The sequence below is a fragment of the Methylobacter tundripaludum SV96 genome (assembly GCF_000190755.2).
Classification (GTDB): Bacteria; Pseudomonadota; Gammaproteobacteria; order Methylococcales; family Methylomonadaceae; genus Methylobacter_A; species Methylobacter_A tundripaludum.
Genome location: NZ_JH109152.1, coordinates 1,023,886 through 1,043,515, shown reverse-complemented (window position 1 = coordinate 1,043,515; position 19,630 = coordinate 1,023,886). Strand labels below are relative to the sequence as shown.

Genomic DNA, 19,630 nt, shown 5'->3' with positions numbered 1-19,630 from the left:
CATTCTCGAACGCTGAGCTGAACTGGCCGGAAACAACGCAATGAAATCACAACCTATTTTTGATTACCCTCTATTTGCACTTGGATTTAGAGCTTTTTTTGCGTTGGCAGGCCTCGCGGCGTTGATCCTGATTGTGTTTTGGAATGCCATATTCAACGGCACGTTAACGTCGGAACATTATTATCCCAATAACTACTGGCATGCGCACGAAATGCTGCTGGGCTATGCCGTAGCCGTCATTGCAGGTTTTTTATTAACAGCGGTTAAAAACTGGACCGGCAAACCGACCTCAACCGGCGACCAATTGGCAAGCCTGTGCCTGTTATGGCTTTATGGACGTATCCTGCCGTTTTATGCAGGCCTGTTGCCTGACGCCTTGATTGCACTGGTGGATTTTGCATTTTTGCCCGCCCTGGCTTATCAAGTCAGCAAACCGATCATTGAGGCCAAACAGTATAGAAATCTCTTTTTTATAGGGCTGATAATGTTATTGGCCTTGGGTAACGGATTGATCCATGCTGAAATGCTGGGCCTGCAAGAAAACACTGCAACAATAGGAATTCAGCTGGTCGTTGCGACTATCATTATTTTGATTTTGATTATAGCCGGGCGGGTATTTCCTTTTTTTACCGAGCGCGGCATACCGGGAACGTTGATCATCAGAAATCCATTACTGGATAACGCATCGGTAGCTTCAGCCGTTATCGTATTTGCCCTGCAAATATTCGGTATTTCAGGAACCTTGCTGGCCTTGGCGGCGATTGTTGCCGTTGCCGTTAACGTCGCCAGACTATCCGACTGGTATGTGCAACGCGTCATGTACGTACCCTTGTTATGGGTGCTTTATGCCGGTTACGGCTGGATCATTCTGGGTTTTATGTTGACGGTATTATCGGCCTATTCCGTAGTGCTGCCGTCATTGGCGCTGCATGCTTTTACGCTGGGAGGTATCGGCGTATTAACACTGGGCATGATGGCGCGGGTATCGCTAGGCCATACCGGTCGGGCGATGAAGGCTTCCAATACGATGGCTATCGCGTTTGTGCTGATTAATGTTGCCGCATTGTTTCGGGTTTTGTTGCCGATAGCGATGCCGCACTGGTACGAAAATTTAATCTACGTATCGACACTGTCCTGGCTGGCGGCATTCTCCTTGTTCGTCTTTGTCTACGCCCCCATATTAAGCAGTGCCAGAATTGACGGCCAGGATGGTTAATGCTTGCCAAACTAGACGGCATTGTTGAACTGATAACCAGCTCACTGGTTTTGTTTTCCAGTATCGGTATTTTTGTACTGACCTTGAATGCCCGTTATACCCATGCCATCGGGCGGGTAAGAGACATTTACACTGAGCTGAAAACCAGCAACGAAGCGGAAAAACTGGAAATAGAACTCAACACCATGGTGTACCGGTGCCATGTGCTCAAGTGGAGTTTCGGCCTGCTGCTGTGCAGTGCGATCAGCAGCGGCGTGTTTATGCTCGGCTCAATAGCTTTGCGGTTTACTAATCAAATCAACGCTGAAGTTTTGATCTTGTTTGTCGTGTTCAGCGTGTTATTTATTTTCAGCTCAATGGTTTGTTTGTTTATCGACGTGCTGACTTCTTTACGGGCGACCATGATTCATATTGAGAGAGTGAAATAACAGAACAAACAAATCTTGTGTTAAAAATCTTATAGAGGCTAAATTTATGACAACTAATCTTGCTATTGATGATGATTTAATTAATGAGGCGTTAACACTAGGACACTTTAAAACCAAGGAAGATACGGTTGTTACGGCGTTAAGAGAATTTATTAATCACCGTAAGCAAGCGGAAGTTATCGATCTGTTCGGCAAATTCGACCCTGACCCTGATTACGATTACAAGCAAGGGCGACATTCTTGAAAGTATTGGTCGATACCTGCATCTGGTCACACGCGCTCCGTTCTAAAAAACCGGAGTTTGAATCGCAGGTAAAGAGTCTGGAAACACTCATAGCCGACCAGCGCGTGTTGATTATTGGTGCTATTCGACAAGAGATTTTATCCGGCTACAGCGATTTGAATAAATTCGAACTGCTAAAAACCAAACTGAGTTATTTTGAAAACACGCCCATTCTGGATGAAGATTATATTATTGCGGCCAAGTTCTATAATGAATGCCGCCAAAAAGGCGTTCAGGGATCGCACATTGATTTATTGATTTGTGCTGTTGCGGTGCGGTTAAACATCCCAATATTTACTAGCGACAAGGACTTTGGTTTTTATCAACAACACCTACCCATCAAGCTTTACCCTGCAACAACATAATGCGGCACTTTTTTGCATAGGCCGCATTATGCGAGGTCTTTGTTTTCTAAGTAATTGATATAGTTTTCAATAAAAAAGCGCGCTACGCTACGGGCTTCTTGCAACTCTTCTTCGGTCGCATCTCTTAATGGCCCCTTGTTTTTTCCAGTGTGTCGCCCTTGCCTTATTTCAGGGTGGTTGCAGAGTTTTCCTAAAGCACTCCATTTATTTCCCCATTCTGTTTTGCTGATAGTATTTCTGGAGCCTTCTTCACCACCAAGTGTCGCTATAGCGTCTCGAATATCATATAGATGAACAAATTCTTTGCTGATGTCACGTACCGCCTCATCGTAGTGCATAATCATTTTGACAAGTAGACTATCCGAAGAATGCTTGCTAACCAATCCTATGAAATTATTTTGCTCTTCAATTCGTTCTTTTTTTGAATCACCAACCACATTTCCAGATTTATCGTATTGGATAAGGTCAATGTTACTAACTGATGTTACGCAGCCTGCAGAATCTGAAGTTCTGCATAGGCTTGACGGGTTGCTTTAATAAAGAGCTTAGCTCGCAACGCAAAATGGTTCGTTTTGTGTTTTAACTTCAGGCATTCCAGCTTGAATACCGCGTAAATCGCCATAAACACATGATTGTTTTGCGTGGTAACCCTGCGGGTCGGCGACTTTGCCAATGCGGCATTGGATTTCAAGGATTTATGAAACACTTCAACTTTCCATCGTTTTTGATAGATTGTCGCGATCATGTCGCCGTTGCACGTCAAATCGCTGCAGACCAGATTCAACAACCCCGTGCTGCCGTCTTTGTTTGTAAAGACTTGCCGAACTAAAAGGACCTCATCTGCATACCCTTTTAGCCAGCCGCGCACGACCTGTTTATCCGATAATTCCAGGGTATCGATCCGTACAAAGCGACCTTGCTTCTTATCGGCTGCGCTTAAAGCGACCAGACGGTTGTCTTTGAGCGCAGCGATAAAATGCTTTTTCTTTTTCACAATAAACTCGAAGTTTTCCACGGAAGCGAACCAGCTATCCATCAACACATAACGAAATTTCAAGGCGTTATTCACGCAGGTGGCTATCATGCACCGCATCAATTCGTTTTTGGTGACTTCACTGGCCCGCTTCACCTGTCGCGTTTTCACATCGCAAAATTGCAGCGGCTTTCGCACCAGCTCAAACGCAACCGGAATCGATACCTCACCGCTGTAATACAGGGCATTCAGCAAGTTGATTCCCCGTACCGAACGCCCGCTGCAATGATCGAAATGCCAGCACATCACCTCATTTTCGTCCGTCCAGGCCTTCTCCTGGATCGTGTCGTCGAAAATCAACACGCCATCTTCCCGCTCTATCTGGCGAACTGTCGATTTTACCTGGCGCCATAAGTCTCGAGACGTGTATTCGCGTTCTGACAGAAAACGCGTCACTCGGTCATGGCTCACATCTCCATCCACCATCGACGATAATCCCGTGGCTGTCGCCGCTCCAAACGTGCTTATCAAATAATCTGTGTATAACTCTAATTCTGCTTTTTTCATTCGCACAGAATAACCAAATTTAGGGATGACTGCGTAACATCAGTTACTAATTTTTGTTCTACAAAATAATCCTTCTATTGCTACTGTGATGTTATTGCCTTGCAAAATGCTGGGGTTGTTCAATGTGTAGGGTTGATGGTTAAGAATTTGTACAGCAAGAAACTTAAGATTAAGTTCTTTATGCAGCTGGTCGCATATGCTGTGATCGGGAGCGTATCTATCAGGGGGAATGCGTGATTCTGCGCACCCTTTGTCTATGCGTATCGTTTCATTTCTGCAACGGAATTCCACAGGTTCTTCAAAGTAGTTGATTGGGCTAAACGTCCATTCGATTAAGAATTCCTCAGTCATATTTTTTTATATCCTTAAGATGATTTTTTAGGCTTTTGACGACTGTTGTGAGTTTTTTGCGTTGGTTCTTTTTTACTTAAGAACGATTAGCAACACCGCCAGGAGAGGGGTAAGTAGTCCCGTAGGCTGGATTGAATACAATGAACCCCAGCAATCGACTCATAAATCTGGTTTTCGCATCGCCTAAAGCGCCTTCTTTTGGTGCTCTCTGCACACCGCTACGCTGCTCCTGTATTGCTCTACCTGCTGCATAACCCACAGGGATGTGGAGGATGGAGCAATATATCTGTCCATGCAATCGTACCCATCGAACGACTCTGTTACGGGCAATCAATGATCACCACGATTGATATTGTGTTGATGCTCAATACCTTCGGTTAAATTATAACCTTCGTAATTGAATAGATCATTGGTAAAAAACAAACGCATATCTATAATCCAAGCAATTTTTCTTTGCTGATTGTTTTCTATAATAATGCTTGAAAGTTTCTGATTGTTATCAATAATCTGAACCACAATTGTTTTTGGGTTCATAGGGTCTTCTTTTAGCGCACCTGACACAATACGCTGAGCAGATTCCATTGTCAGCACTTGATGCGTAATGAGTTGCTCAGCGTTTTTATCATCTTTAAGTGACTGCGCATTAAAATAACCAATATCATAGACGACCTTAAATAACAGACCAATGATAATCACGACACCATAAACAGAAAGGCCAATTTTTAATCGCCTTCTAATACGAGGATTTGATAGTTTTTTTATAATAACGGAAATTTTCATACTCATTTTTATTGCGGTTCCATGGCTTTATTTGTCATGGTGGACTCAACTTTGAAAAGCTTGCTCTCAATGACCGGTTTTGGCCGAAAACCGATAGTCAGTTTCAACTAAAAACCAGTACACTCTTGGAAGGGTTTAGAAATAACAGCTACTACCTTGTTTTAGATTTTTCTTGCAATAAGACTAATAATCGCTCAGAAAAGCCCTCTTCAGGAACAGCTTTTACCGGGATGTACCAATGCTGCTCTCCTGCAAAACTCATGCATTTGACCGCGTCCTTCTCGGTCATCAATACCGGTTCGGGGCCTGGGAACGAGATATCGCCAACCAGGAATTTATAATGATCCGGAAAGCTGCGCGTTTTACAGCTCAAACCGGCTGATTCCAGCAGTTTAAAAAATCGGTCGGGATTGCCTATACCCGCCAAGGCGTGACAGCCGGTTGCATTGAATTCCCGCAACGGTTTGTGTTGTCCGGTGACCAAATTGATAGCGGTATTGCCGGTGATTTGCATCGAAAACTCATTGTCTTCCGATTTTTCCCCGTTCACGACGATAAAATCGACGCTCTGCAAACGTTCTATCGGTTCGCGCAGCGGCCCTGCCGGCAGGCAATAGCCGTTGCCAAAGCGCCTTTCCCCGTCGATCACGGCGATCTCAATGCCCCGGTTCAGCGCGTAATGTTGCAGGCCGTCGTCGGATAAAATGACATTGCAGTCTGATTTTTCAAGCAGCAGTCTGGCGGCATCTACCCGTATCGGACTTACGGCCATTGGGCAACCGGTTTGCTTGGCTATCAACAGGGCCTCATCGCCAACATTTTCCGCAGTGCTGCCTGCATCTACCCACTGCGGCCAGGCTTCGGCTTGTCCGCCGTAACCTCTGCTGATAATGCCGGGCTTAAAACCCTCACTTTCAAGCAACTCGGCCAACCAGATAATCAACGGCGTTTTGCCGGTGCCGCCCACGGTAATATTGCCTATCACGATAACCGGAACCGGCAGGGTGTGCTTTTTTAACACGCCGATACGGTACAAAAATTTCCTGAATTTAACGAAATCGCTGAATAAAAAACCCAATGGCATCAAGAACACGCCGATAAACGGGTCTTTATACCAAATGTCCACCAGCCATCGGGATAAGGTTTTTTTCATGGTTATTCGGTCGGATGCAGCGTTGCAAAAGTAATATGACTGAATCCCACTTGACCGGCAATATCCAACGCAGTCATGACCGCTTTGTTGGGCGTTTTGTCATCGGCGTTGATGATAAAAGGGACATCCTTTGAATTTTCCGCGAGTTTACTCAATTCCTGTTTCAAGCCTGCCCGGCTTTGGTCGATTAGTTGATGAGACAAGCCGTCCTCGCCGACCAGGGAGTAAATACCGTCTGCATCAATCATCAGGGAGACTGTTTTAGGATGCTCCTCGGCCGCCGATCCTTCCGCTTCGGGAAGCTTGATATTGACTTCCGTATGTTGATTAAAGGATGTGGAAACCATGAAAAAAAGCAACAACACAAAAAGCACGTCGATCATTGAGATCAACGTAATATCGACATTTTCCCTTTTTTTACGCTGAAACTTCATCAGGACTCTTTCCGGTCTTCATGCAAAATATCAACCAGTTTTAACGCTTCCTCTTCCATGGTGACTACATATTCGTCAACCAATCTTTCAAAATAGCGATGAAAAACCAAACTGGGGATAGCCACCGTCAAACCCGACGCCGTAGTAATCAGCGCGACCGAAATACCGCCGGCCAAAACGGCGGGATTGCCTGAGCCATGCTGCAAAAGCGAGGCAAAAATATCAATCATGCCGAATACGGTACCCAATAAACCCAGTAACGGGCTGACCGCGGCAATCGTACCCAGTGTGTTGAGAAAGCGTTCCAGGTCATGCACGACCCTGCGACCGGCTTCTTCAATGCATTCCTTCATGAATTTTCTGCCGTGATGACTATTAGCAAGACCTGCGGCCAAAATACAGCCGAGCGGCGAGCTGCTTCTCAAGTGCCGCAAGGTAACATCATCCAGCTTTTTTTCGCGGGATAACCGCCATACCTGCGCGACAAGCTCAGGCGGCAAAATCTTCTTTCTTCGTAAGGACCAAAAACGTTCCGCGATAATGCCCATGGCACCAATGGAACTCAGTATGATCGGCAACATCATCCAGCCGCCGCTTTTTATGATTTCAAACACATTATTTCCCAAGAAAATTGCAGGTGGGTTAGACGCAACCCGATACTTTGCTGTTTGCACATCATTGTCCGCTTTTAAACAGGGGGAAGAAGCTGACTTTATGACGTGCGTTGGATATATTTTAACTCAAGACAGCGCTATTTTGAGAACTTTCCCGCCCCACCCAGATATAGGCAATGACAAAAGCAATACTACAAAATACTGCCGCCATTGAATAGACGAACTCCGCGCCCAACGACTCCCAATAATAACCGCTATAGTAACTGCCCAGCATGCCTCCCAAGCCGAAAGTCAAGCTGGTGTATAGCGCTTGACCTTTGCCCTGATGCCGGTCGCCAAAATACAGATGCACCAAATGAATAGCGGCAACATGAGCGCCCGCAAAGGTTGCCGCGTGTAATACTTGAGCAAAAAGCAGCAGCCAGAAATAGTCGACACACCAGGCGATCATCAGCCAACGAACAACCGACAGCAGAATACTGGACAATAAAATCGTTCTTAGGGAAAAACGCTTCAACACACGGCGCATGTAGATGAATAAAACGATCTCGGCAAATACGGCCAGCGCCCACAAAAATCCGGTCAGGCTTGCCGTGTATTGATAATGCTTAAGATAGATCGAGTAAAAAACGTAGTAAGGCGCGTGCGCAAGCTGTAACAGCATATAAACGACCAGAAAGGCCCACAGCTCCGGCCTTTTCATAATTTGCATCATGCCGACGGCGGCGACATGATGAGAGGCTTGTATGGTCGGCGTCATTAGACTGACCACCCAGATTAGCGTCATCAATAGGGTAATCGCCGTAGGGATAATCTGCGCGGACTGATAATCCAGCAACCGCCCTACGCCTAGCACCGCAACAATAAAACCGATAGATCCCCATAGTCTTATTTGGCTGTAACGATGTGCTTCATTTTTTAAATGATACAAGGTTACCGCTTCAAATTGCGGCAAAGCGGCATTCCAAAAAAAACTAAAGCCAATCGTTATCCAGGCAACCCAGAAATAACCATGAACATATAAAAAACCGGCAAATAATAAAGCGGTTAAAAATGCGGCTATACGAATAATGCGTAAATTCTTTCCGGTACGGTCGGCAATCCAGCCCCATAAAATTGGAGCAATAATTCGTGTGCCGCTTAGCATTGCGGAAAGCTCGCCGATTTCAACGGGATTAAAGCCGCTTTCTTTTAAATAGAGGCCCCAATAAGGGATAAAAACCCCTACTGTTGCAAAATAAAAGAAGTAAAAGCCCGACAGCCGCCAGTATGGGATAGACATTGAATTATTCATTTTCGCTAGTTCCCACGCGTTGCGCTCGTCTTTATATACAAGTTCCCACGTAACTCGTCATACCGGCCGGGAAGCGAGTATCCAGTGCCCTGAATGACGAGCTTAAATACGTCCATGTAATCTGGATTTCGGCAATCCCTGCCGGAATGACGGTCTTCCCATAGACTTGTGTATAACGGCGAACGCGTTGCGTGAAAATGCCTTGGTGGACGCGTTGGGTCCCATGTTTTTGCCATCTGCGTTTCGGATATTTGCGTTATTCGCGGCGCCGCATGTCACTGCCATTAAGCTAAGGAAAAAATCTCCCTCTCCTGTTGGAGAGGGTCGGGGTGAGGAGAGTAAAAACAAGTAAATGCTTTATTTGATCCCCTCATCCTAACCTTCTCCCGGTGGGAGAATGGACTGGTCTCTTAACTTAATGGCAGTAACGCAGGGCGTGGGAGTGAAATAATATACTTATCTTAAAACAGGCAATCCCGATTGCACGTTGATGTTTTGCGCCCGATGACGCAACAAATGATCCATGATCACTATCGCCATCATCGCTTCGGCAATCGGCGTTGCGCGTATGCCTACGCAGGGATCGTGACGGCCTTCGGTGACCACATCAATAGCCTCGCCTTGCAGGTTGATGCTTCTACCCGGCAGGCGCAAGCTGGAAGTTGGTTTTAAAGCGATACTGGCAGTGATATTTTGGCCGCTGGAAATGCCGCCCAAAATACCGCCGGCATGATTGCTTAAAAAACCGCCCGGAGTGATTTCATCGCGAAACTGGGTACCTTTGCTGTTGACGCAATCAAAACCGTCGCCGATTTCCACGCCTTTTACCGCATTAATGCTCATCAAGGCATGAGCCAAGTCGGCATCAAGACGATCAAAAACAGGCTCACCCAACCCCGGCGGAACATTCGTTGCCACGACTTCAATTCTTGCGCCGATGGACTCGCCTTCCTTGCGCAACGCATCCATATAAGCTTCCATTTCAGCCACTTTATCCACATCCGGGCAGAAAAAAGGATTGCTGTCGATAATCGTCCAATCGACTTTCTCGATTTTTATCGGTCCCAGTTGCGATAAATAACCGCGTATTTCTATGCCCGCCTGTTCCTTGAGGTATTTTTTGGCGATACCGCCCGCCGCAACACGCATGGCTGTTTCACGGGCCGATGAACGCCCTCCGCCGCGATAATCCCTGATGCCGTATTTGTGCTGATAGGTATAGTCTGCATGACCCGGCCTGAAGGTATCGGCGATCTTGGAATAATCCTTGGAGCGTTGATCGGTATTTTCAATTAACAGCCCAATCGACGTACCGGTGGTTTTGCCTTCAAACACGCCGGACAGGATTTTGACTTCATCGGCTTCACGCCGCTGGGTGGTGTGCCGTGAGGTGCCGGGCTTTCTGCGATCCAGGTCTTCTTGCAAGTCGGCTTCGGTCAAGGCCATTCCCGGAGGACAGCCATCAACGATGCAACCTATAGCCGGGCCGTGACTTTCGCCATACGAGGTGACGGTAAATAATTTTCCTATTGAATTTCCAGACATATCTAATCTAAAGCCGCTAAAAATAATTCGTTATATTGACTGACCTGTTCGGCCGTCAGCAAAAATACGCCATCGCCGCCGCGCTCAAAACTCAGCCAGTAAAAAGGCACATCGGGGAAAGCGTTCTGCAACGTTTCGGCGCTGCTGCCCACTTCCACAACCAGAATCCCCTGATCTGCCAGATATTGGTCGGCATCGACCAGAATGCGCAAAACAATGTCCAGCCCAGTGTGTCCGCCTTTAAAGCCCATATCAGGCTCGGCGCGAAATTCTGCGGGTAATTGTTCCCATTCTTCAAGACACACGTAAGGGGGATTGCTGACGATGATGTCGTAGCGCGTATCGGGCAGTTCTTTAAACAAATCCGACTGGTAAAGCGTTACCGCGTCGGCCAGCTGATGCTTGGCGACATTCAGCTCCGCTACGGCCAGCGCATCCGCCGATAGATCCACTGCATCAACGTAAGCGTCGGCAAAGGCATAAGCGCAGGCTATGGCGATGCAGGCGCTGCCGGTACACAAATCCAGAATGCGGACGACCTGCTCTTCATCCACCCAAGGCGCAAAACGCTGTTCGATTAATTCGGCAATAGGCGATCTCGGTACCAGCACCCGCTCGTCAACATAAAATGACAAGCCCGCAAAAATAGCTTCGTGGGTCAAATAAGCGGCCGGTATGCGTTCGTTGATGCGTCTGTCGATCATATCGATCACAGCCTGACGTTCAGTCAGCGTTAAAACGCTTTCCAGATACGCATCGGCCAGATTATAGGGCTGATGAATGGTATGTAAAACCAGGGCCGCCGCTTCATCCAGCGCAGTTGTAGTCCCATGACCGAAACTCACTTTGGCCTCGGTAAAACGACTGGCGGCCCAGCGAATGTAGTCGCGAATGGTTGATAAAGTTGTTAAAACTTCAGATGGCGTTGTTTTCATTGCTGTACAAAGTAAGATAGCTGTAATACGGTTCGACGAATAGACGGATTTTAAACTAAACTTTGCGAGCTTGTTTGAATATTAAGTAGACACAACATGGGCCAAACCAACACCAACCTTAACAATGTCACCGCAAGTTTGGCTAAAAACAAACTTTTGACGGACTGTTATCGGCATATGCAATCCGATGACCTGATGCTGCCGACTATCCCGGATGTTGCTTTTAAAATTCGCCGCGCCATTAATGACGATAAATCCAGCACCTCCTCAATAGCCCGCATAGTCCAAATTGATCCGTCAATCACCGCCAGACTGATACAAATCGCCAACAGCCCTTTATATAGGGGGCGAAAAAAAATTGAAAGTTGCCCCGAAGCGCTAACCCGATTGGGATTGAAAACGGCCCAGGACATTATCACTGCGTTTGCGATGAAATCGGTATTTAACGCCAAGTCCCACGTTATCCGTCAAAAAATGGCCGAGTTATGGGCGCACAGCAGTTACATTGCCTCCATCAGCGCCGTTTTCGCCCATAAAATTCCCGGATTCGACCCGGACCGAGCCATGCTGGCCGGACTGATTCATGATATTGGCATCGTACCCATTTTGACTTATGCCGATAACCATCCCGATATTCTTGCTAATCCAAAAGACCTTGTAGAAACGGTCAAGGAATTGCGAGCAGATATTGGCGTGCAAATCATTCGTCACTGGGATTTTCCTGAGGATTTTGAAGAGGTGGTGATTAATGCCGAAAATTGGTTTCGCAATAACAATAACCAGGCCAATTACGCAGACATTGTGATGATTTCGCAGTTGCACAGTTTTATCGGGAAAGTTGATATAAAAAAAATACCCAAAATAGATGCCCTGCCCGCTTATAAAAAGCTGGCAGGGCATTTGGATGCAAACGACAGCATCAATATACTGGATACTGCCAAAGATGAAATCGAGCACATTCGGCAAATGCTGGCTTAATGGACATTAACTCGCTAATAAACACCCAGTCCCTGTCAGCTCCTGGCAGACTGTTGGAAAACACCTTAAACCTGAAAGTCGGGCAACAGCTTGACGTAAAAGTGATCAACGCCGAGATACAAGCGGCAAAAAATGCGATTACCTTATCATTGGGCGGCAAGGACGTCAGCGTACAAAGCAACCAGCCGATTACGTTAAGCCCAGGGCAGGATTTGAAAATTCAGGTGACCCAAATAGCGCCTTCCATCGAATTTAAGGTTCTCGATCCGTTACCCGAACTAAAAAACCAAGCCATTGAATTGCGCTTAAAGTTAATACCGACTGCCAGGGATGGTGGGAGTGCCGCAAGTGGTAGGGAACCGATGCGGCCGACTGCAAAAGATGTCGCAACCGGTCGACTGACAATCACCGAAAAACAGGATAACGCCGCCTCCCCATCGTCCGTAAAGCAGCTTTTGGACGCAAAGATAATCAGCCTCATCGGCAATAAAATTCAGCTACAGGTTTCTAACCCATCGACAGCGAATACCGGCAATAAACAAGTTGCTGTTATCACTATCGATCGAACTCAACTGACCAATGCGCCTTCGGATTTAAAAATCGGGCAAAACCTGAACCTGGAAATCGTCAAAACAGGAACCACGCCGGAATTTAAGATTATTCCTGCCGCCCCCCATATTCCCGAGGCCAAGGTAGCCGAATTTATAAAGCAGTTTCTACCGCGACATGAAGCTTCGCCCCTCTTTTTAAATCAGTTAATAAAAGATTTGCCGCAACTGATGAAGAACGAAAGCGTTCCCCAGGTCTTAAAGGATATTGCCGCAAAAATAGTCCAAAACCTGCCGCCAAAAGAGCAGTTGATTACTAGCCAGGGCCTTAAGCTGGCAATTATTAATTCAGGGCTGTTTCTTGAGGCTAAACTACCGGCTCAAGCCGAGTTAATTAAAGAACTACCGCAGCTGATAAAAAATGAAAGCGTGCCCCAATCATTACAGCGCATAGCCGCTGAAATATTACAGAATCTGACGCAAAAACAGCCATTGCCTAACGGACCGGATACTAATTCGAAGCCTATTCATGGAGCTGAATTAGTACCTTCAAAATTAAATCCGACAGATGACGCCATGGATGCAGGGAGTAACACACCCAAAGCAGGCGCTTTAGGCGATACCGGTTTGATTGCCGAGGATTTTAAAGCCAATTTGCTTAAATTTATTCAAGCCTTAAAGCAGGAAATCACTCATCAAGACGAACAGTCATTAAATCAAGTTGATCTTGACCTGCTCAAGAATCTGCAACATAAAACCGAAAACACCGTTGCCAAGTTAGTACTGGATCAATTAATGTCCTTGCCCAAGGAAGACAACCCAAAGCAACTGTGGATTATCGACATTCCTTTTATTGACCGGCAACAGGCGGAATCGGTCAGGATTGAAGTGCAGCAGGACAAGGAAAACAAACAACAATCCGGCAGCGGCGACTGGTCGGTTAATATCACCATTACGCCGCCGGGGCTGGGTACTATTCATTGCATAGTTTCCTACCGGAACGATGTTATCAATACCTTTTTCAAAAGCCAAAACACGCAAACGACAGAACTTATCAAACACAACCTTGATTACCTGAAAAACCAGCTTGAAGAATCAGGATTAAAAACGGGGCACATGGACGCCCACGACGGCGCTCAAAAAACGCAAGCGGCGCATCCACAGCAACTGGCAGGGAAAAAATTGTTTGATGATAAGGCGTAGGCGTGTTGAGTTAAACGACCCTTAGTTGTCGTTCAAAGGCGCATTAAAATAGCGATAGATTCTTCATCATGATCCGCTCATACGTAAAAATTGAATTTATAACGTAGCAACCAAGATCAAATAACTCCAGTTTTTGTATCAACTGCATATTATGTGCTTATTAAAAAATAACAGGCAATAAAAAAGGGCCTTAGATTTTATTATATCCCCTTGATTCATACGCAGAAAATGATTGTTACCGAACACACGACCTACTGATTACGAATATTAAATTCTCCATTAAAAGCAAATTAAATTAATACCTTGCAATGATAGCTACCACCAAAAACAGCCTCAAAAAGCCTAGAGCAAGCTATTAACCATCATGCGTAGTTATACGGATATAGCTAAAGCAGCAAACGCTGCAGAGCCGCTGATCTAATGCGTTTCCTCTAGAAATCTCATTATGGCAATCCGATCGCTTTGTGACGGTACACCCGCAAAATCCATGGTAGTGCCGGAAGCGAAGGCGGCGGGACTCGAAATGAACTGGTCGAGCCTTTCACGCGACCATTTGCCGCCCTTAGCTTTCAAGGATACCGAATAGTCTGTGTAGCCTGGCAGAGATGCCACTGGTCGATTGATAATCCCAACGAGGTTAGGACCGATTCTATTCCCGCTGACAAGTTGCGATTGGTGACAGCCACTGCACCACTCATTGAACAGGGACTCTCCCGTCTTGATTGCCTGAGGCTGTAATAACACGAGCCCGCAACTGTCGGACCAGATCACCAGCTTACCGTCGCTTGCTTCTACGAAATCACGCACCGAGCAGCCCAGCGGGATAGGTTCTGTATAAATTACGCGGTCGGATCGGATGCGGATCCGAAACAGTGTCGCCTCCCTCAGCGAACTTACAAGGAGGTCGTGTCTCCAGGCAGGGAACAAGCCTTCCTGTACTTCGATGACAGCTGACGTGCCGATCGAAGGAACCCATGAAAACATCGGCAACCTATACCCGGTGTGCTCTCCTTCTACCGTTGCTCTTGGCCAATGGTATGAACCATAGTCGGTGCCGTATGTCGCATTAGGCCAGCCATAATTACTGCCTTCCAAGAGGGCGTTCAACTCATCCCCGCCTTTAGGACCATGCTCGGTCGACCAGATGCGTCCGTCCGAGCCAACGAACAGTCCCTGCTGATTGCGATGTCCCGATGTGAAGATCTTGGACGCCCCGTCCTTGATGTCTATTTTCAGGGTTTTCCCGTAAGAATTTGTCAGGTCCTGAGATACGGCCCAAGGAGATGCCACCCCGTCGAAACCGAAATCCCCCACCGTCAGAAGGAGATGCTCGTCGTCCAAGAGGGCCATACGTCCGCCGCCCATGTAACCGACAACGGGTATCCCGTGTCGCCGATTCGGACCCTTAGCCGACAGGCAAGGAGTCGATTCGAAGAGCGTCTTCCAATGCTCTGTCCCACTACCTTCGGTCAATGCCTGTTGATATCCCTCCAGCAGCGACACGCGCTCGACCCAACAGGAGTCTTTCGCGTACCAGAACAGGTGGGAGGCGAAGATGCGGATTCGCTGGCCGAGTTCTTGGACCAGCAGGTCGCTAACCCGAAACCACTCGGGATGCAGCCGTTCTATTTCCGCGTTGCCCTCCACCGGCGTCGTGTCGACCGGCGGGGATGATACCCCCGTTTGTCCGTCCGCGCGTGCAAAAGCATCCCCGTTGATCGGCACATGATACGGCAACAACCTGACGCGCGGCTGTGCGCTGTCACCGGCCAATTCAACATAATACAATTGACCATCACCGGTCGATACTATAACGTCTGCACCGATCCGCGCGAGGCCGCCTCCTTTGATGCGTGGCTTCGGAATTAGCTCTCGGTCGATCCGTTCCTCAAGAATATAGTATTCGGTCTTTATCGACCGAGTCTGCGATGTGGCTGCCAGTTTGATCGGAATCAACGAACCCAGTCGCTCACTTATTGATACAGCACCGGCGCACAATAGCACAACCATGATTGTGACCAATGCCGACGGCTGGAACGGCCGAGGAATGAAATACGGGGCCGGGGCTAGGAAAATGGTGGACGCAAATGCAACGCCTACCGCGAACCGCGAGGCATCGATGCGCAGGAGAAACAGTCCGAGCAGGACCAAGCCACATAGCGCGAGGGATACGATCCAGAAATCCAGCGGCCCCGCATGGTCATTCACTGTGGCTCGGAGTTTCGCAAGGACGGCTCCGGTTATATAGATAGCTGCCAAAACGGCGACATGTAAGATTATGCGCCGTGCCCCGGGGTGAAATAACTGATCCAACTGCCACAATTGAATGTCTTTCTGCAAAACAATGGCGAGGCATATGCCGACAAGAATGAGGATGTGCCAAGCAAACAGAAAGATAACAGACGGCCTTTGATGTCTCAACATGGCCGAGCTACGACATTTATTACAGGCTGGTTCCGATCCATTGGTAAGTCATTTGTAGAAATCGGCGTGCAAAAGTTACCACTTTCAGCATCAATTTTTACCAGCCCTATAAAATAAACCTTAAAAAACAATCTTCTAATAATTTTCATGGTCAATTATGGCTCTGTTTACTGGTAAATATTGGACGCTGATTGACATACTTTTACATATCATTGCATAAGTTACCGAAAAGTATAGATATTTAATTGAATCCTAATCTAATATTAAAAAAATATGAAATTGGGGGATAACTTGGGAAGTAAGTTCTGAATCTATGGCTAAAGACCGCTTATGGCCGAATCCTGTCATTATCAGCTGCACGTGTAATCCAGCTTATATCGATATAAACTGTCCTGATGTAACAAAAAATCCATGGAGTGTAAAAATGAAAGCGTCAAAGTTAATCCTAATCGCTACAATGCTGATGCCAATCTCAGTTAACGCTGGTTTCAATGCTTTTATAAATGGCCAGAAGCTTCACGACAAGTCAACCGCCTATAAAAACGGTGATATAGACAATGCGGAGCTCTATGATGCCGGGGCTTATGTTTATTATGTAATGGGGGTTGTTGACGCAACTATTGGGTCGGGTTTATTTTGTCCACAAAATATCACTTCAGATCAAGCTGCAAATGTTGTGTCTAAATACCTAAATGAGCATCCAGAATTATGGAGTTCAAGTGCCGAATCACTTGTTAAAGCTGCACTCATGAAAGAATGGCCTTGCCCGAAGTAATCGTAGATGTAAAAAAGACAAGATTGACGTGAGTACTTAGCTCATCACTAATCATATTTAGGTATATCTAAAGAGGGGAATGACACAAATTGGCCGAACTGCGTCATTCGCGAACTAACAAGTCCCGCCCCGTGAATTGATCATTTTTTGAACTGCAACAACGGTTCCAACGCGGTAAGAATTTAATCCGCAAAGTGTATTATTCCCTTCCATCCAAGAATTAAACTTGTCGCACCGGCCCTGGGTACTTCGCCACTAAAGCATCCGCTGTTAGCAAGATGATCCCTTCAACAGTCGCCTGCGCAACAAGGATACGGTCGAACGGGTCTTTATGAATGGGTGGTAAACTGTCGATAGAAACGGTGTGCTCACTGGTAATTGCCAACTCCTGATAACCGTTGTCCAACAGGCCACGACGTAGCACTCTTGCATCCACCTGAAAATCGGAACGCCCAAGGCCGCGTTTGATGACAATCTCCCAAAGGCTGGCCGCACTAAAAAGCAGTTCGTTCTGCGGATCTTCCAGTAATGAACGCGCCGCTACAGGCAACCGGTCAGGCGAACCGGCCGCCCATAGCAACAAGTGGGTATCCAGTAACAGCTTCATTCTTCACCACTGAAAAGCAGCTCGATTTCCTTGCTGCCCATGCGATCGAAATCATCAGGGGCGGTGATCTGCCCCGCCATGAAACCCAGTCTTCTGACTTGGCCGGCTGATGGCGCGTCCAAACGAGTCACTTTGACCAGCGGCTTTCCGGCTTTAGCGATGATAAAGGAATCACCCTTTACCGCTTGCTCTATCAACCGCGACAATTGGGTTTTGGCTTCGTGAATATTGACCGTCTGCATGATAAACCTCATTGAATTAAGTTAAGTTAGTTTAGTTTAACATATGAGCTGCAAAAACCAGACGGTGATAACACCTTTGTATATCACCTACTTTGCTACAATTCCCGCGTCGCACTGAATTTAATATCCGGCCAGCGCTCTTCGGTCAGTTGCAGGTTAACCCGACTGTTGGCGACATAAACCAGGTAACCGCCGCCATCTTCGGCCAGGTTATCAAAGGCTTTGTTCTTGAACTCTTCCAGCTTGGCCGGTTTGTCTGAGCTTACCCAACGCACGGCTGAGATGGGGACGGCGTCATAAACGCATTCGACGTTGTATTCGCTTTTAAGCCTGAATGCGGTCACATCAAACTGCAAGACACCGACCGCGCCCAGAATCAGGTCGTTATTTTTTAACGGTTTGAACAACTGGGTCGCGCCTTCTTCGGTCAACTGCACCAGTCCTTTTTGCAGGGCTTTGGCTCTTAACGGATCTTTTAACACCACGCGGCGGAATAGTTCCGGCGCGAAATAAGGAATGCCGCCGTATTTAAGCGTTTCTCCCTGGGTAAAGGTATCTCCGACCTGAATGGTGCCGTGGTTATGCAGACCGATGATGTCGCCGGGGTACGCTTCTTCGACGCTTTTCCGGCTGTCGGCCTGGAAGGTAATGGCGTTGGCAACCTGGATATTTTTACCGATACGCACATGATGAACTTTCATGCCCTTGTCGAATTTACCGGAACATACTCTTAAAAAGGCAATCCGGTCTCTGTGAGACGGGTCCATGTTGGCCTGGACTTTAAACACAAAGCCGCTAAACGCCGGTTCATCCGGTAACACCGTGCGCTGCTCTGCCTCTCGGGGTCTGGGTGACGGCGCATATTCAGCGAACGCATCCAGCAATTCGATAATCCCGAAATTGTTGATCGCCGAGCCGAAAAATACCGGCGTTAGCTTGCCCGCCAGATACTCTTCAAGATCGAATTCATGGCTTGCGCCTTTGACCAAATCGATTTCATCCCTGAGTTCTTCGGCTTGGTCGTCCAGCAGTTCGTCCAGCTTCGGGTTATCCAGGCCTTTGATGATTTCAGCCTGGGCAATCTTGCCGCCATGTTGGGCGCTGAACAGGTGAATTTCATCCTTATACAGATGATAAACCCCCTTAAAGCGTTTGCCCATGCCGATAGGCCAGGTCATCGGCGCACATTTGATGTTCAGGACATTCTCGACCTCGTCCATCAATTCGATAGGTTCGCGCCCTTCCCTGTCCAGTTTGTTGATAAAGGTCAGAATCGGCGTGGTGCGCAAGCGGCACACTTCCATCAGGTTGATGGTGCGGTCTTCAACACCTTTGGCAACGTCGATTACCATGAGTGCCGAATCGACCGCGGTCAAGGTGCGGTAGGTATCCTCGGAAAAATCCTCATGGCCTGGGGTATCGAGCAGGTTAATAATGCAGTCTTTATGCTCGAACTGCATCACCGAGGTGGTTACCGAAATGCCCCGCTCCTTTTCCATTTCCATCCAGTCGGAAGTCGCGTGACGCGCCGCTTTTCGGCCTTTTACCGAGCCTGCCAGCTGAATTGCGCCTCCGAACAGCAATAGTTTTTCGGTGATGGTGGTTTTACCCGCATCAGGATGGGAGATGATAGCAAAAGTCCTGCGTCGCCTTGTTTCCCTGACTTGCAGAGAATTTAATAATTCATTCATTCGGTTTATGTACTCGAATATGTACTTAATTGTAAACTTACCTGCATCGCAGGAATAACCAATTTATAATTATACGCATTTTAGAGAATGACTGACCTACAAGATTATTGATGTATCGGTCGATGTCATGAAGCCGATGGCCATGCGCGCTTGCTTTTAAAATAAGCGGGGTGGACGGTTAGCTCCACCTACTACAACATGTAGTAATTACCGCCAAGCGCCTC

Annotated in this window: 21 protein-coding genes; 7 read left to right on the top strand and 14 right to left on the bottom strand. The window is 47.2% G+C overall.

The window, feature by feature from the left end; all coding sequences use genetic code 11:
* Positions 1 to 40: 40 nt before the first annotated feature.
* The 4 genes from METTU_RS04725 to vapC are packed head-to-tail and all read left to right on the top strand — an operon-like array spanning position 41 to position 2,292.
* Positions 41 to 1,216, top strand: a complete 1,176-nt coding sequence (locus tag METTU_RS04725) for an NnrS family protein (protein WP_006890170.1) — start codon at positions 41 to 43, stop codon at positions 1,214 to 1,216.
* Complete coding sequence (locus METTU_RS04720; protein ID WP_006890169.1) at positions 1,216 to 1,644, top strand: DUF2721 domain-containing protein; 429 nt, start codon at positions 1,216 to 1,218, stop codon at positions 1,642 to 1,644. The genes METTU_RS04725 and METTU_RS04720 overlap by 1 nt, the downstream gene beginning before the upstream one ends.
* A 46-nt stretch (positions 1,645 to 1,690) precedes the next feature.
* Positions 1,691 to 1,888 (top strand): type II toxin-antitoxin system VapB family antitoxin, encoded by a 198-nt coding sequence (locus METTU_RS04715; RefSeq protein ID WP_006890168.1) that lies wholly within the window; start codon positions 1,691 to 1,693, stop codon positions 1,886 to 1,888.
* Positions 1,885 to 2,292 carry a type II toxin-antitoxin system VapC family toxin gene (gene vapC / locus METTU_RS04710; RefSeq protein WP_006890167.1) on the top strand — a complete coding sequence of 136 codons (408 nt, stop codon included), beginning with the start codon at positions 1,885 to 1,887 and terminating at the stop codon, positions 2,290 to 2,292. Before METTU_RS04715 ends, vapC begins: the two co-directional genes overlap by 4 nt.
* Before the next feature lie 26 nt (positions 2,293 to 2,318).
* Here vapC and METTU_RS04705 read toward each other — a convergent pair whose 3' ends face one another.
* From METTU_RS04705 to prmB, 10 genes are all read right to left on the bottom strand, one after another.
* The gene (locus tag METTU_RS04705; protein ID WP_040579621.1) at positions 2,319 to 2,729 is read right to left on the bottom strand and encodes a hypothetical protein; all 411 of its coding nucleotides are present in this window, start codon (positions 2,727 to 2,729) and stop codon (positions 2,319 to 2,321) included.
* 47 nt (positions 2,730 to 2,776) lie between these two features.
* Positions 2,777 to 3,832 (bottom strand): IS701 family transposase, encoded by a 1,056-nt coding sequence (locus METTU_RS04700; RefSeq protein WP_006889803.1) that lies wholly within the window; start codon positions 3,830 to 3,832, stop codon positions 2,777 to 2,779.
* A 39-nt stretch (positions 3,833 to 3,871) separates the two neighbouring features.
* On the bottom strand, positions 3,872 to 4,183 hold the full coding sequence (locus METTU_RS04695) for a hypothetical protein (RefSeq protein ID WP_006890166.1): 312 nt from the start codon (positions 4,181 to 4,183) through the stop codon (positions 3,872 to 3,874).
* A 330-nt stretch (positions 4,184 to 4,513) separates the two neighbouring features.
* On the bottom strand, positions 4,514 to 4,969 hold the full coding sequence (locus METTU_RS04690; protein ID WP_006890165.1) for a hypothetical protein: 456 nt from the start codon (positions 4,967 to 4,969) through the stop codon (positions 4,514 to 4,516).
* 145 nt (positions 4,970 to 5,114) lie between these two features.
* Entirely contained in the window at positions 5,115 to 6,116 is a 1,002-nt protein-coding gene (gene lpxK, locus METTU_RS04685) for a tetraacyldisaccharide 4'-kinase (RefSeq protein WP_006890164.1), read from the bottom strand.
* A 2-nt stretch (positions 6,117 to 6,118) separates the two neighbouring features.
* Positions 6,119 to 6,550 carry an ExbD/TolR family protein gene (locus METTU_RS04680; protein WP_006890163.1) on the bottom strand — a complete coding sequence of 144 codons (432 nt, stop codon included), beginning with the start codon at positions 6,548 to 6,550 and terminating at the stop codon, positions 6,119 to 6,121.
* Entirely contained in the window at positions 6,550 to 7,164 is a 615-nt protein-coding gene (locus METTU_RS04675) for a MotA/TolQ/ExbB proton channel family protein (protein ID WP_006890162.1), read from the bottom strand. The genes METTU_RS04680 and METTU_RS04675 overlap by 1 nt, the downstream gene beginning before the upstream one ends.
* A 121-nt stretch (positions 7,165 to 7,285) precedes the next feature.
* Positions 7,286 to 8,446 (bottom strand): MFS transporter, encoded by a 1,161-nt coding sequence (locus METTU_RS04670; protein ID WP_050897718.1) that lies wholly within the window; start codon positions 8,444 to 8,446, stop codon positions 7,286 to 7,288.
* 468 nt (positions 8,447 to 8,914) lie between these two features.
* The gene (gene aroC, locus METTU_RS04665) at positions 8,915 to 10,003 is read right to left on the bottom strand and encodes a chorismate synthase (protein ID WP_006890160.1); all 1,089 of its coding nucleotides are present in this window, start codon (positions 10,001 to 10,003) and stop codon (positions 8,915 to 8,917) included.
* Between the two features lie 2 nt (positions 10,004 to 10,005).
* On the bottom strand, positions 10,006 to 10,938 hold the full coding sequence (gene prmB, locus METTU_RS04660) for a 50S ribosomal protein L3 N(5)-glutamine methyltransferase (protein WP_006890159.1): 933 nt from the start codon (positions 10,936 to 10,938) through the stop codon (positions 10,006 to 10,008).
* A 96-nt stretch (positions 10,939 to 11,034) separates the two neighbouring features.
* Between prmB and METTU_RS04655 the strand changes: the two genes are divergently transcribed.
* Together METTU_RS04655 and fliK are read left to right on the top strand one after the other, a co-directional pair.
* Complete coding sequence (locus METTU_RS04655) at positions 11,035 to 11,916, top strand: HDOD domain-containing protein (protein ID WP_006890158.1); 882 nt, start codon at positions 11,035 to 11,037, stop codon at positions 11,914 to 11,916.
* Positions 11,917 to 11,969: 53 nt separating this feature from the next.
* Positions 11,970 to 13,667 (top strand): flagellar hook-length control protein FliK, encoded by a 1,698-nt coding sequence (gene fliK, locus METTU_RS04650; protein ID WP_254257822.1) that lies wholly within the window; start codon positions 11,970 to 11,972, stop codon positions 13,665 to 13,667.
* Between the two features lie 417 nt (positions 13,668 to 14,084).
* On the opposite strand, the gene METTU_RS21605 is transcribed toward fliK, so the two are convergent.
* Positions 14,085 to 16,091, bottom strand: a complete 2,007-nt coding sequence (locus tag METTU_RS21605; protein ID WP_006890156.1) for a PQQ-dependent sugar dehydrogenase — start codon at positions 16,089 to 16,091, stop codon at positions 14,085 to 14,087.
* Positions 16,092 to 16,404: 313 nt separating this feature from the next.
* Here METTU_RS21605 and METTU_RS04640 point away from each other — a divergent pair, with 313 nt between their 5' ends.
* On the top strand, positions 16,405 to 16,866 hold the full coding sequence (locus tag METTU_RS04640; protein WP_254257820.1) for a Rap1a/Tai family immunity protein: 462 nt from the start codon (positions 16,405 to 16,407) through the stop codon (positions 16,864 to 16,866).
* A 220-nt stretch (positions 16,867 to 17,086) separates the two neighbouring features.
* Here METTU_RS04640 and METTU_RS04635 read toward each other — a convergent pair whose 3' ends face one another.
* The 3 genes from METTU_RS04635 to METTU_RS04625 form a co-directional block, all read right to left on the bottom strand.
* Entirely contained in the window at positions 17,087 to 17,473 is a 387-nt protein-coding gene (locus tag METTU_RS04635; protein WP_006890154.1) for a type II toxin-antitoxin system VapC family toxin, read from the bottom strand.
* Complete coding sequence (locus METTU_RS04630; RefSeq protein ID WP_254257819.1) at positions 17,470 to 17,727, bottom strand: type II toxin-antitoxin system Phd/YefM family antitoxin; 258 nt, start codon at positions 17,725 to 17,727, stop codon at positions 17,470 to 17,472. Before METTU_RS04630 ends, METTU_RS04635 begins: the two co-directional genes overlap by 4 nt.
* 83 nt (positions 17,728 to 17,810) lie before the next feature.
* Positions 17,811 to 19,406: a peptide chain release factor 3 gene (locus tag METTU_RS04625; protein WP_006890152.1), complete on the bottom strand. Its 1,596-nt coding sequence runs from the start codon at positions 19,404 to 19,406 to the stop codon at positions 17,811 to 17,813.
* Positions 19,407 to 19,630 lie beyond the last annotated feature (224 nt).